This window comes from Campylobacter sp. JMF_11 EL3 (assembly GCF_027736965.1).
Classification (GTDB): domain Bacteria; phylum Campylobacterota; class Campylobacteria; order Campylobacterales; family Campylobacteraceae; genus Campylobacter_B.
Genome location: NZ_JAOVTJ010000005.1, coordinates 66,150 through 79,532 on the forward strand (window position 1 = coordinate 66,150; position 13,383 = coordinate 79,532).

Consider the following 13,383-nt stretch of genomic DNA (forward strand, 5'->3'; position numbering starts at 1 on the left):
TTAAATCTTTGAAATACAGTTTTCATTTTTCTTTGTAAAGCTTATTTTGAGGTTGAAATTTCACTTTTTTGCATTTTGCAAAATACGAAGGATGTTTTATGAGACTAAATACTTCTAGCGCTCTTAAAATGGTTGCGTGGGTTCCACTTTTAATCATTTTTGTCGTTGCGTCTTGGTATTTGTATGATGCTGCGAGGTTGTATAAAATCAACGAAAACCTCAAGCATAAAGTCGATATCTCAGCTGCTTTGTATGACTTCTACGAGGAGTTTGCCAAAGAGCGTGGTATCACAGCGGCGTATCTAGGTAGCGGTAACAATGTCGGTCTTGGCTCTGTTCTTAAAACACAACGCGCCAAAACTGATAAAGCATGGCAAGATTTCCTTGACTATCACGCTCAAACACACGAACAAGACAATGCTCTTCACCAACTTTTCATCGAGCACTCAGAGGCACAATCTGCTGCGATTAATCAAATTACAAATTTGATTGGCAGACTTCCTGAGATTAGAAAAAGCATTGACAATCGTGACAAAGTATTCGTTGAGTTATTCGAGGAGTATTATGATAAGTTTGACGAGCAATTGACTGCCTTCCGTGATACTATCAACGAAAACTTGTATTCAGCCGATGTTGGTACTCTATCGCTTACCCTTGCAAACATGTATGACACGATCTCTGGAACAGCTGCGGTTCGCGATGTTAGTATCGAATACATCATCTCAGGTAGCCCACTTCCTAGGGAAGAGATTGATCACTGGAAAGAGCACGCATGGCAATCAGAAATGCCTGACCTAGTCATCGCTACTCACTATGCTGCTACTGGTGAAGATATCGGTATTAAAAACGAGCTAGAAGAGTATTTCGCTAAACCTGAAAATGAGCAAATCGCCGAAAATGCACAAAATGCAATGAGAACGATTGAAACTCAATTAGCAACTGGCGAGTATGATATTCCATTTAACGAGTGGTTTAGTATCCAATCTAAAAAATATGCAATGCTAGATGAAGCTGTTAAAATGGCTTCTAACGCACTACAAGAGCGTGTTGATATTCACTCAGCGCAACAACTTCAAACATTGATTTTCGCTGCCGCTGCGTTCTTGCTATCACTTATCCTAGTTGGTTTCTCAATCGCCGTCGTTAGACGCATTAACAGAAACATCAACGACCTTGGAAGGGTTCTTGGTAGAGTTGGTGAGCTTTCTAACAACAACGAGCAATTCGATATCAACACAGCTGATGGTATCGACAAAGCCTACTCGCTTATCGAGGACGCGATCGACTTCATTGCCTTGCAAAAAGCAGAAGCCGAGGATGCCAACAAAGCGAAATCTATCTTCCTTGCGAATATGTCACACGAGATTAGAACTCCGCTTAATGGTATTATCGGATTTACAGAGTTGCTCAAAAACACAGATTTGGACGAAGAAAAACGCGATTATGTCGATACAATCGAAAAATCATCTGAAAACCTTCTAACCATTATTAATAACATTCTTGATGTTTCTAAAATCGAAAGCAATAAAGTTGAGATTGAGGATATTTTATTCAACCCAATTCAAGATTTCGAAAGTGCTGTTGAGATCTACGCTGCAAAAGCTGCTGAGAAAAACATCGATATCTTGCTTTACATTGACCCTACATTGGTTCATCACCTATACGGCGATATTACTAAGATTAAAGAAGTTCTTATCAACCTTATGTCAAATGCCGTTAAATTTACACCAGAGCAAGGTAGCATTGCTGTTAATATCGTCAGAGAAGAAGAGAAAAACCCTGGCGAAGCTATCGTAACATTTAGCGTCGAAGATACAGGTATCGGTATCTCTGAGGATAAACTAGCAAATGTATTTAACGCCTTCTCACAAGCTGATTCTACAATCACTAGAAAATACGGCGGAACCGGTCTTGGTCTAACCATTTCATCTAAATATGTTGCGATGATGGGTGGTAAGTTACAAGTTAAATCAACAGTTGGTAAAGGAACGAAATTCTTCTTTACTCTACCACTTAAAGAGACTCAAAAATCAGACGCAGAAGAGATGTTTGCTCACATCAGCGGCTTAAATTTCGCACTTCTAGCAGATCCTAACGATGTAATGTATAGCGATGTCGTTAAGAGATATGTAAATAATCTAGGTGCAAAAATTTCAGTCTTTAATTCAAGCGCACAACTTCGCTCTGCACAAAACAACAACTCTTTTGATGCGTTGATTACTAGATTTAAAAACTATGGCGATGTAAGCAATACTACGATTTTACCTACAATCCTAACTCTAAAACCAAAAGAGTTACAAAGTATTAGCATTACAAACCCTAGAATTTTCACTCTATCTGAGCCAGTGAACTTATCAAAACTAGGCAAAACAATAGATAAAATTCTAAAATCTGGTTCATTAAAAGCTAGACCAGCAGCAGCGGCAGCAGCGGCAGCGCCAGTAGTAGAAGAGCCTAGCCTATCTGCTATCGCTGATGAATCACCAATTATCCCAGATATCACTCTTGATGAATCGCCAATCGTCGAGGAAAGCCCTGTCGTAGAAACTCCGATAGTTGCAGAAGAGATGATTATGGAAGAAGCTCCACTAGCCGTAGAAGAACCAAAAATAGAAGAACCAAAAATAGAAGAACCAAAAATAGAAGAGCCAAAACCATCTAGCTCATCAGCAGATGAATTGCGTGCTATTTTACAAAACAGACACAGAGGCACAGCTAGCGAAGCAAGCTTCGTATCTACACCAGAGCCTGCAATCTCAGAGTCAGTTGTAGAACCTAGCGTAAGCATCGAGCCTGAAATCCCAGAGATTAGAACTGATATTTCTGATATCACTCTTGATATCCCTGAAACACCAAATGTCGAGGTAGAAATCCCTGAGATTACAATTGAAGAGCCGGTTGTGGCACCGGTTGTAGAAGCAGAAAGCCAAGAGATTGAAATTTCAGATATCGAAGCTCAAATCAGCGAGCCAGAAGTAGCAATTCAAACTCCTGAGATCAAAGTAGAAGCTCCAAGCGTAGAAGTTAGCGCTCCTGTAGTAGAACCGGTCGTAGAGCCTGAGCCAGTAGTCGAGCCAGTTGCTGCGGTTGTAGAACCAGTAGTAGAGCAAGTAGTTGAGCCAGTCGTAGAAAAAGTAGTCGAGCCAGTGGTAGAAACAGTCGCTCCTGCCGCAGCAGCTACTAAACAAAGAGTAATCGAAGAAATCATCGAAGTTCCTGTTACAATCTACGAGGAAGTTCAACAAGAAGAGACAATTATGGTTGAAGAGGAAGTTGAAGTCGAAGAAGAAGTCGAAGTTCCTGCTGAGCACAATCCAAACGATGACAATGTTCCTATGGTTAATCGCAAATACGCTGCTAAAATTCTAATCGCAGAGGATAATGAAATTAACCAAAAACTTATGAAGCACACATTAAACAGCTTCGAAATGGATTTAACGATCGTAGAAAACGGCTTGTTAGCACTAGAAGCTAGAAAATCAGGCGAAGAGTATGATTTGATTTTTATGGATATTTCAATGCCTGTAATGGACGGTATCGAAGCAACAAAACAAATCAAACAATACGAAGCAGATAACAACCTACGCCATATTCCAATCGTAGCCGTTACAGCTAACGCGCTAAAAGGCGATAGAGAGAAATTTATGGCAGCTGGCTTAGATGAGTATTGTACAAAACCAATCAAAAAAGACATTTTGGCTAATATGCTTAATGACTTTATCGGTGACAAACGCTCTGACGCGGCTCCTGCTGGTGGCACAGTCAAACAAATAGTCAAAAAACTTGTAAAACGCCAAGTTCCAAAAACTATTCTAAAAACCGTGAAAGTGCCTAAAACGATAATGAAACAAGTTCCTAAGAAAACTATCGTTAATGAACCAGTAGCACAAGCTGTCAAAGCAAAAGATGTCTTGATTTGTAAAGCAAATGTCATGGAAAGCAAAATTTTCGCAAGCATTTTGAAACACCAATACAAAGATGTTGATATGGCTGCGAATTTTGAGCAACTAATTACTATGGCAACTAACGATAGCTACAAATTGGTATTGATAGATAAAAAACTAGCTGGTATCGATTTCGCTGCCCTAGAAAATCTACACCAAAAAGCGCCAAATACAAATCTAGTATTGTTCTCTAACGACAACGATGAGAACCCTGCATTTAGCGAAGTTGTTACTTACAATATCACTAAATCTGGCCTAGAAAAACTTGCGCAAAAATATATATAAGGGATAGTTGATGAAAGAATTAAAAGTTTTGATGATTGATGATGACCTTATAAATTTGAAACTATTAGAAGTTATGATAAAAAAATATGGTAAATTTACCACAATTCTCCAAGCCAAAAACGGCTTGGACGGATTGGCTGTATTAGAGGCAGAGCCAGTGGATTTAGTCCTACTTGACATTGTTATGCCTGTAATGAACGGCTTAGAATTTTTAGATAACTTGCATTCTAGGGAGCATATCGCACATATTCCTGTAATAGTTTTGACCACAGATGAAACTGCAAAAAGAGAGGCTTTAAATAAAGGCGCGTATGACTTTATGACTAAGCCAATCGATTATTCAGATTTACAACGCAAGCTAGATGATGTTATGAACATAATCGGTGATTAATTTCACCGATTTTGTCCTTGTAGCTCAGCTGGATAGAGCGCAAAATTCCTAATTTTGAGGCCGTGAGTTCGAATCTCGCCAGGGACACCACCTATTAAATTTCAAATCAAATTTATTAAAATTTAACCCCTTTATAAAGCACAAAACGCTATAATCGCGCCAAAATTTTAAGGCAAAATTTTAAGGATAATAGTGAAAATCGCACTTTTTGGCGGGAGTTTCGATCCGCCTCATGCCGGACACGACGCGATAGTAAAAGAGGCTCTAAGCGCAAATTTAGCCGATTTGCTAGTGATTATGCCAACTTTTATAAATCCGTTTAAGTCCGAATTCACAGCCCCTCCAAGCCTGCGCCTAAAATGGTGTCAAAGCCTTTGGGGTGAGCGCGAAAATATCCTTATTAGCGATTACGAAATCTCGCAAAACCGCAAGGTTGCGACTATTGAAAGCGTGAAATTTTTAAAACAAAAATTTAACCCTAGCCAAATTTACCTCATCATCGGCGCAGACAATCTCGCCGAGCTTGAAAAATGGCAAAATTTCGAGCAGTTGCGAGATTTGGTTTGCTTCGTGATCGCCACCAGAGAGGGCGCTAGTATCCCCACAAAATGGGCAAATTTGCCAAAAATTAATATTAATGTTAAAATCTCTTCCTCATCTTTTCGCGCTAGTTTAAAAGGCGAAATTCCAGCGCAAATCAAAGATGAAGTAATAAATTTTTACAAAGGAAAAAAATGCAAGAAGTAAGACAAAGAGCCGAAAAAATCGCTCATATCCTAAGCGAAAAAAAGGCCGAAAATCCCCAAATCATCGACATGAGCGAGAAAGAATACATAGCTAAATTTGTAGTCATCGCCACGACCTTTACTGGTCGCCACGCATACTCACTGATTGAAGAGATGAAAACCACTCTCAAACCAGCTGGCGAGGAATTTTTGGCGATTGAAGAAGGCGATGATTGGAGCGTGGTTGATTTGGGCGATATAATCGTGCATCTTATGAGCGATACATACCGCGCCAAATACGATATCGAGGACTTTTTAGCAAAACTTAAAAAAGAAGAGTTCTAATGGAGCGTCAAACTTGGAGTAACAAACTCACCTATATCCTAACCGTCGCAGGCGCAACAATCGGCTTTGGCTGCACCTGGCGTTTCCCGTATTTAGTCGGCGAAAACGGCGGTGGGGCGTATGTTTTTGTATTTTGCGTAGCGATGATTGCGCTTGGAATTCCAATGATTTTGGTCGAAAATGTCATCGGACGCAGGGCGCTAAAAAATTCAGTCGATGCCTTTGGTGTGCCAAAACTTAATGGCGAGCAAATATCGCAAAAATGGAAAATCGTAGGCATTATGGGGCTAATTGGCGCGTTTGGAATTTTGGCTTATTATATGGTGCTTGGCGGCTGGGTTCTGACATACATTATCAACATAATCAATGGAAATTTCAATCTCTCCGCCCCGATAACAGACCCAAAATTTACGGAAAATTTCTACAACGCAAATATCGAAAACAACCCGCTTTGGATCGGAATTTACACATTTATTTTCGTAGCTATTAACTGGTATATCCTAAAAAAGGGCATAATAGATGGAATCGAAAAATTTGTCAAATTTCTCATGCCAGCACTTTTTTTGTGCTTTATCGCGGTTATTGTTACAAATTTGACCCTGCCTAGCGCGACAGCGGGCGTGGGGTTTTACCTTAGTATCGATTTTGCCAAAATCACGCCAAAGCTTCTAATCGATGTGCTAGGGCAGGTATTTTTCGCCCTATCTTTGGGATTTGGCGTTATGATTACCCTTTCTAGCTTTTTGGACAAGGAAGAAAATTTAATCCAAACCGCCACACTCACAGCCGTGATAAACACGATAATTGCGGTGCTTGCGGGATTTATGATTTTCCCTGCGCTCTTTTCTGTGGGTTTAGAGCCTACAAAGGGCACAAGGCTAGTGTTCGAATCCCTACCTATCGCGTTTTCGTATATGCCATTTGGCAATCTAATCGGCGTCGTGTTTTTGTCGATACTGCTCATCGCAGCACTTACCACATCGCTTACGATTTATCAGGTTTTGATAAATTATGTCGAGGAAAAATTCAACCTCACCACCATAAAATCTACAAATATCGTGCTTTTAGCTATTTTTGTGCTAGGAAATATCCCTTGCATACTTTCAAGCAATATCTTGGGCGATGTGCAAATTCTCTCTCGCTCGATATTTGACGCGTTTGACTTCGTGAGTGCAAATATTTTCTTTGTCCTAACAGCCTTGATGTGTAGCCTTTATGTAGGCTGGGTGCTAGGCGATGACGCCGTGTATGAGCTCACGAACGGCGGAAAACAAGGCGCAGGTTTAGCCAAAATTTGGCTAGTATATGTGCGATTTGTGCTACCACTAATCATAGCGGTCGTCTTTGTGTATGGAATTTTTGGATAGAAATTTATGATTTTATTTTTTCTTACAATGTTTCCGATTTCGCTAATGCCGGGCATTAATATGATTTATGCGCTAAATTTAGGCATGTCGCATGGATACGCACGCTCGCTTCCTGCGCTCATAGCCCAAACTATCGGCATTGCACTCGTTTCGCTTGCTTGCATTTTAGGCATTGCTGGGCTTTTGATAACGCACCCAAGCGCACTTTTTGTAATCAAGGTTTTGGGCGGAATTTACATTTTATACCTTGGAATTTCGCTTTTTAGAAGCAACGGAAAATTCGAAGAAAAAGAGCAAAAAATAGAGAAAAATTTATTCGCGCAAGGCTTTGTGATTTCTACGACAAATCCCAAAGCATGGATATTTTTCGCCGCGATTTATCCTAAATTTATCGATGCTAACCAAATTTTGGGTTATTATAATTTCGGCTTAATCGGCGTAATGTGTCTAAGCGAGATTATCGCGCTTAGCGTGTATTCACTCGGTGGAACGATTTTGAAAAATTTGCTTAAAACACATTTGCGATATTTAGAGATTTTTTGCGCGATTTTAATGTGCGTAATCGGAATTTTGATGATTTTTAGATGATTTAAGGAGGGAAAATGGCAGAGAGGTATGAAGGCTACAATTTTAGACTAAAAGATTCGCTTTTGGGCGTGCAGTTTCTGTTCGTAGCGTTTGGCGCGCTGGTGCTGGTGCCGATTTTGACAGGGCTAGATACTAATGTCGCACTATTTACGGCTGGTATCGGAACGCTTGTTTTTCAGCTTTGCACGAGAAAACAGGTCGTGCCGATATTTTTGGCTAGTTCGTTTGCATTTATCACGCCGATAACTTTCAGCGTATCGCAATGGGGCGTGAGTGCGACAATGGGCGGATTAATGGCGGCAGGTTTGCTCTATGTCGCACTTAGCTTTGTGGTTAGATACAAGGGTGATGGCTTCATACACAAGCTCTTGCCCCCAGTCGTCGTGGGTCCTGTAATCATCGCAATCGGCCTAATCCTAAGCCCGACAGCTGTGAATATGGCTATGGCAAAGGATATCGACGCGATCCCGCAAACCACCGCGCTTATCATCGCTTTTATCTCGCTAATCGCCACGATAATCGCCATAATGTTTGGCAAGGGTATCATCAGGCTAATACCGATTTTATCTGGTATTTTTGTAGGATACATCGCCTCGCTGTGCTTTGGGATCGTGGATTTCTCGCCCATTAGCAACGCAAAGTGGTTTTCCGTGCCAAATTTCAGTGCACCAAGCTTTAATCTAAACGCGATTTTATACATGCTTCCAATCGCCATAGCCCCTACAATCGAGCATATCGGCGATATTTTGACGATTAGTAATGTCACAAAGGAAAATTTCTTAAAAAACCCAGGACTTAAAAGCACGCTTTTGGGCGATGGCTTGGCGACTACGGCAGCTGCGTGTTTTGGTGGTCCGCCAAATACCACTTATAGCGAAGTTACAGGCGCTGTGCGCTTAACCAAAGCCTTCAACCCAGCCATTATGACATGGACAGCCATAACTGCGATTTTGCTTGCATTTGTGGGCAAACTAGGCGCATTTATCGCCACAATCCCGGTGCCTGTCATCGGCGGAATTATGATTTTGCTCTTTGGAATCATCGCTTCTGTGGGCATGGAATCTCTCATCAAAGCCAAAGTTGATCTGTCAAATCCGCGAAACATGGTCATAATCTCGCTAATCTTGGTCGTTTCAATCGGCGGATTGGTGTTGGATTTTAGTTTTGCTAAATTTAGCGGAATTGGCCTTGGAGCAATCGTGGGCGTGGTTTTAAATTTAGTTCTACCAAAGGTCGATAAAATCGAAGAAATGGACTTCGAGCAGCTAGAAAGCGACGAAGAATAAACTCAAAATTTAAAGATAAATTTGCAAAAATTTATCTTTAAATTCCTACTAAAATTCCAAAAAAAACAAAATTTGTAATAAATTATAATTATGTAACATTTTAAGCAAATTTATTGATTTAAATCAATAAATTTTTACTAAATCGTGCTAAAATACCAACTTAACAAATTTTAAATGAAAGGAGTGCTTTGATTACTAACAAATCATCACAGAAAAAGCCTTTTTCTGTAGCCGGCCTCATTCTTTCAGCCTTGATAGGCTTAGTGTTTGGCTTCGGTGTTTTTACATTTGTCTATGCAGACGGCCTAGTGCATCTTAGCAAAGATCCAATCGCCTGTAAAAAATGCCATGTCATGAACCAAGTCTATGAGAGCTGGGAAAAAGGTGGTCACCAGCATGTCGCTACTTGTGGTGATTGCCACTTGCCACACGACTTTGTCGGCAAATGGCTAATGAAAGCAGAAAGCGGTCTTCACCATGGCTATGCTTTTACTTTCAAGGACAACCCGGTAGCTTTTTCAGCTAGCCCTAAGAGCAAAGCAATCGTGCAACAAAACTGCATTGAGTGCCATAAAGAGTATGCTGAACCAGCGATTCACGCTAAACAAGCAGGTGGCTCAGATGTCCAAAACGAAGCCCTTAGTTGCGTATCTTGTCATAGACAAGCCGGACACGCCCATAATTATTAAAATTTAAATAGGAGTACCATAATGAAAAAACTTTTTGCTACCGTTTTTGTCATCGCGGCACTTGCAGGTGCTGGCGTCCTTGCGCTTTTCGCTGACATTAACAGTAAAAAAAATGAGGATAGAGAATATCCACTAATGCTTACTAAGAACGACGATACTGTTCCAAATATCCAAGAGTGGGGTAAAAATTTCCCAAGCCATCTTGATATGACTTTGAAAATGAAAGACATAAATTTCGAGACTGATTGGGCTGGTTCATTGCCATACTCAAAACTTCGCCGCTTCCCAGCTGCTAGCGTATTTTGGAAGGGCTATGCGTTTGCGGTAGATTACAATCGCCCAAGACTTCACTACTATTCACAAATAGATCAAATGGAGACAAAACGCAATAACAAAGAGTATCTAAATTCTCACGGATTGCCTAAATTTAACGGCCAACCAGGATATTGTATGAACTGCCACAGCGGTCATATCATGGCTATAATGAGCGATCCTGATTACAAAGAATTACACGATCCAGCTACTCGCCCAGAGTCATTTAACCAACCAATGGATTATTTCGACAATGACAAAGAAAATGGCGTATTCAAAAAAGAAGCATGGACAAAAATGAACTCTATCCCATACTTCGATGTTGTTAAAATGATCACTAAAAAACACGGCGAAGATCCTCACGGCGGCGCTCAACTAGGTTCAGCCTGTGCAGACTGCCACCACCCAGATGATATGAGCTTACGCGTAACTCGCCCAGGATTTGTAAATGCAATGGTTGAGCGCGGTTATGAAGCAGATCCTAAATCAGGTATCAAAGGCACAAGAGTAGAGATGAGAAACTATGTTTGTATGCAATGCCATGTCGAATACTATCCAGGCATGAACTCTACACTAGTTTTCCCATGGGCTAAATGGAAAAAAGATGAGCCTTTCAAAATCGAGAATTTCGATGAATACTACGATGAGAAAGCTGCAAATGGTCAGTTCAAATTCGACTACAAACACAAACTAACTGACGCTCCAATCGTAAAAATGCAACACCCAGAAGCAGAGCTATACTCTACAAGTATCCACGCTAGAAGCGGTGTAACATGCGTCGATTGCCACATGCCATACAAACGCGAAGGCGCTAAGAAAGTGACAAATCACACTATCCAAACACCTTATGCTGACATTACTGGCGCATGCAAAACTTGCCACATGCAAAGTGAGCAAGAGCTAAAAGATAGAATTTCATTTATCCAAAATCGCTATGCGTTCGAGCTTAGAAAATGCGAAAACAACCTAATGGCATTTATCCAAGATGTCGTTACAGCACGCGAAGAGCTAGCTAAACACGAGCAATTCTCAGGGCTTGATGCTGACGCTCAAAAAGCAGCTATCAGCGAGGCACTAAAAGATGTTCTAGCTTACCACAGAAAAGCTCACATCCGCTGGGACTTCGGATTTAGCGAGAACAGCTATGGATTCCACGCTCCACAAGAAGCAAGCAGAATCGTAGGCCAATGCCAAACTGTCGCAAGAGAGGGTCAAGCAGCACTTGTTAATGCCCTAGCTCCATACGGTATCACAATCGCTCTACGCCAAAACGCAGACGAGATCCCTGAGCCAGAGGTTATCACATCTCACAACTACCCAACAGCGATTGATCCTTCTGATAAACTCAAAAAACTTGACGAGGATATCAAAAATATGAATTTCAAATAATCTTTGATTGATTGAAATTCAGCTGCCCCGAGCAATCGGGGCATTTTTTTGCACTAAAATTTTAAAATTTAACCTTCACAAAAGCACTATTTAACGCTAAATTTTGTATAATCGCCAAATTTTATTTTTGAAGGACGCTTATGAACGCAAAGGCATATTTTGGCGCATTTGGAGGGCAATTTGTCCCAGAAACTGCGATGTTTGCGCTAGAAGAGTTAGAGGAAGCTTACAATAAAATTTCAAAAACCAAAGAATTCCAAGACGAGCTAGCAGATTTGCTGAAAAACTACGCCGGTCGCCCTAGCCCGCTTTACCACGCTACGCGCCTTAGCGAGCATTACGGGCACGAGATTTATCTCAAACGCGAGGATCTAAACCACACTGGCGCACACAAAATCAACAACGCCCTAGCCCAAGCCTTGCTCGCCAAAAAAATGGGCAAAAAAAAGGTCATAGCAGAAACCGGCGCAGGTCAGCACGGCGTGGCGACTGCGACAGCTGCGGCACTTTTGGGATTAGAGTGCGATGTGTATATGGGCGAAACAGATGCGGCTAGACAGCAGTTAAACGCATTTCGTATGAAGCTACTTGGCGCAAATTTAGTCACCATTTCTGACGGATTAAAAACGCTCAAAGAAGCTACCACAGCGGCAATTCAAGCATGGGTCAATGAGATTGAGAGTGTTTTTTATGTCATAGGCTCAGCCGTAGGTCCGCACCCATACCCTGCTATGGTGCGCGATTTCCAGCGCATTATTGGAGATGAAGCCAAAGCACAAGCCACAGAACTTGGCATAAAGCCTGATTTCGTCATCGCCTGCGTGGGTGGCGGAAGCAACGCGATTGGGATTTTCACTGCGTTTTTAGACGATGAGAGCGTAAATTTAATCGGCGTCGAAGCTGCTGGACTTGGCGTAGATACCCCCTATCACGCAGCGACTATCACAAAGGGCAAACCCGGCATAATCCATGGCATGAAAACTATCGTTTTACAAAACAAATACGGCATGATTGACCCAGTCCATAGCATTTCAGCAGGTCTTGATTATCCGGGTGTGGGCCCACAGCACGCGCATTTGCACGATATCGCTCGCGCCAAATACGCCGCCGTCACAGACGATGAGTGCATAAACGCGCTTAAACTTTGCTCGCGTTTAGAGGGTATTATCCCTGCGATTGAGAGCTCGCACGCTTTGGCGTATTTAGAAAAACTCTGCCCAAATTTGAAAGAGAAAAAAACCATAATCGTAAATGTCAGCGGACGCGGTGATAAGGATATGAACACCGTAATGAATTATCAAAAAGGAACAATCTATGGATAAGATAGCAAGCGCATTTAAGGGCAAAAAGCCAAATATCGGCTACATCGTCGCAGGATACCCAAGCGTGGCGCACACGAAGGAATTTTTATCAAATTTAGACGCTGGCGCGCTTGATTTGCTAGAAATCGGCATACCATACTCAGACCCAATCGCCGATGGCAAAGATATTTTTAACGCTAGTTTTAGCGCTGTGCAAAATGGCGTTACCACAGACACGGTGTTTGAAATTTTAGGCGAAGTAAAGACACAAAAACCGCTAGTTTTTTTGGTGTATTACAACCTGATTTTTGCTTACGGCGTGGAAAAATTCATCGAAAAATCCGCGCAGTGCGGAATTAGCGGATTTATAATCCCTGATTTGCCGTATGAGGAAAACGAGGAAGTATTCGCTCTGTGCCAAAAATTTAACCTAGCCCTAATCCCGCTAATTAGCGTTACTAGCGAGCATAGAGCCACGCGCCTTTTAAGCAGGGCGAGCGGATTTATCTACGGCGTGGGCGCAATCGGCGTAACAGGCACGAAGCAAACTCCGCTAGATAGGCTAAAAAACATGGTCGCCGACCTGCATAAAATGAGCGATTTGCCAGTGGCTATTGGCTTTGGAATCCGCACCAAAGAAAATGTTTCAGAAATCAAATCCTTTGCCGACGGCGCGATAATCGGCACTGCGATTGTAAATTTGTGCGCGAAATTTAGTGGCGCCGAGCTACAAAAACAAATCGCAAATTTATTTGAATAAA

The 13,383-nt window shown here is 41.6% G+C and carries 11 protein-coding genes and 1 tRNA gene; all 12 read left to right on the forward strand.

What is annotated here, in order from left to right; all coding sequences use genetic code 11:
* Positions 1-98 precede the first annotated feature (98 nt).
* The 12 genes from OFN67_RS07180 (at position 99) to trpA (ending at position 13,382) form a co-directional block, all read left to right on the forward strand.
* Positions 99-4,229 carry an ATP-binding protein gene (locus OFN67_RS07180; RefSeq protein ID WP_270868819.1) on the forward strand — a complete coding sequence of 1,377 codons (4,131 nt, stop codon included), beginning with the start codon at positions 99-101 and terminating at the stop codon, positions 4,227-4,229.
* A 10-nt stretch (positions 4,230-4,239) separates the two neighbouring features.
* Positions 4,240-4,620 (forward strand): response regulator, encoded by a 381-nt coding sequence (locus OFN67_RS07185; protein WP_270859672.1) that lies wholly within the window; start codon positions 4,240-4,242, stop codon positions 4,618-4,620.
* Positions 4,621-4,633: 13 nt separating this feature from the next.
* Positions 4,634-4,710 (forward strand) — tRNA-Arg (locus OFN67_RS07190).
* 102 nt (positions 4,711-4,812) lie between these two features.
* Positions 4,813-5,367 (forward strand): nicotinate (nicotinamide) nucleotide adenylyltransferase, encoded by a 555-nt coding sequence (gene nadD, locus OFN67_RS07195; RefSeq protein ID WP_270866716.1) that lies wholly within the window; start codon positions 4,813-4,815, stop codon positions 5,365-5,367.
* Positions 5,355-5,690 (forward strand): ribosome silencing factor, encoded by a 336-nt coding sequence (rsfS, locus tag OFN67_RS07200; protein ID WP_270859674.1) that lies wholly within the window; start codon positions 5,355-5,357, stop codon positions 5,688-5,690. The genes nadD and rsfS overlap by 13 nt, the downstream gene beginning before the upstream one ends.
* A complete protein-coding gene (locus OFN67_RS07205) occupies positions 5,690-7,057 on the forward strand; it encodes a sodium-dependent transporter (protein ID WP_270866715.1) in 1,368 nt (455 codons plus the stop codon). Before rsfS ends, OFN67_RS07205 begins: the two co-directional genes overlap by 1 nt.
* 6 nt (positions 7,058-7,063) lie before the next feature.
* Complete coding sequence (locus OFN67_RS07210) at positions 7,064-7,645, forward strand: LysE family translocator (RefSeq protein WP_270859676.1); 582 nt, start codon at positions 7,064-7,066, stop codon at positions 7,643-7,645.
* A 14-nt stretch (positions 7,646-7,659) separates the two neighbouring features.
* The gene (locus OFN67_RS07215) at positions 7,660-8,931 is read left to right on the forward strand and encodes a uracil-xanthine permease family protein (protein ID WP_270868820.1); all 1,272 of its coding nucleotides are present in this window, start codon (positions 7,660-7,662) and stop codon (positions 8,929-8,931) included.
* A gap of 188 nt (positions 8,932-9,119) precedes the next feature.
* Positions 9,120-9,620, forward strand: a complete 501-nt coding sequence (gene nrfH, locus OFN67_RS07220; protein ID WP_270859678.1) for a cytochrome c nitrite reductase small subunit — start codon at positions 9,120-9,122, stop codon at positions 9,618-9,620.
* 21 nt (positions 9,621-9,641) lie between these two features.
* A complete protein-coding gene (locus tag OFN67_RS07225; protein ID WP_270868821.1) occupies positions 9,642-11,321 on the forward strand; it encodes an ammonia-forming cytochrome c nitrite reductase subunit c552 in 1,680 nt (559 codons plus the stop codon).
* 140 nt (positions 11,322-11,461) lie between these two features.
* On the forward strand, positions 11,462-12,643 hold the full coding sequence (trpB, locus tag OFN67_RS07230; RefSeq protein ID WP_270859680.1) for a tryptophan synthase subunit beta: 1,182 nt from the start codon (positions 11,462-11,464) through the stop codon (positions 12,641-12,643).
* Positions 12,636-13,382, forward strand: coding sequence for a tryptophan synthase subunit alpha (trpA, locus tag OFN67_RS07235; protein WP_270868822.1), 747 nt, complete (start codon positions 12,636-12,638; stop codon positions 13,380-13,382). The genes trpB and trpA overlap by 8 nt, the downstream gene beginning before the upstream one ends.
* Position 13,383: the final 1 nt, after the last annotated feature.

Bases quoted from the DNA above. Each gene is read 5' to 3' on its own strand.
- OFN67_RS07215 (WP_270868820.1), top strand. From the start codon at position 7,660: ATGGCAGAGAGGTATGAAGGCTACAATTTTAGACTAAAAGATTCGCTT.
- rsfS (WP_270859674.1), top strand. From the start codon at position 5,355: ATGCAAGAAGTAAGACAAAGAGCCGAAAAAATCGCTCATATCCTAAGC.
- trpB (WP_270859680.1), top strand. From the start codon at position 11,462: ATGAACGCAAAGGCATATTTTGGCGCATTTGGAGGGCAATTTGTCCCA.
- trpA (WP_270868822.1), top strand. From the start codon at position 12,636: ATGGATAAGATAGCAAGCGCATTTAAGGGCAAAAAGCCAAATATCGGC.
- OFN67_RS07210 (WP_270859676.1), top strand. From the start codon at position 7,064: ATGATTTTATTTTTTCTTACAATGTTTCCGATTTCGCTAATGCCGGGC.
- OFN67_RS07225 (WP_270868821.1), top strand. From the start codon at position 9,642: ATGAAAAAACTTTTTGCTACCGTTTTTGTCATCGCGGCACTTGCAGGT.
- OFN67_RS07185 (WP_270859672.1), top strand. From the start codon at position 4,240: ATGAAAGAATTAAAAGTTTTGATGATTGATGATGACCTTATAAATTTG.
- OFN67_RS07180 (WP_270868819.1), top strand. From the start codon at position 99: ATGAGACTAAATACTTCTAGCGCTCTTAAAATGGTTGCGTGGGTTCCA.
- OFN67_RS07205 (WP_270866715.1), top strand. From the start codon at position 5,690: ATGGAGCGTCAAACTTGGAGTAACAAACTCACCTATATCCTAACCGTC.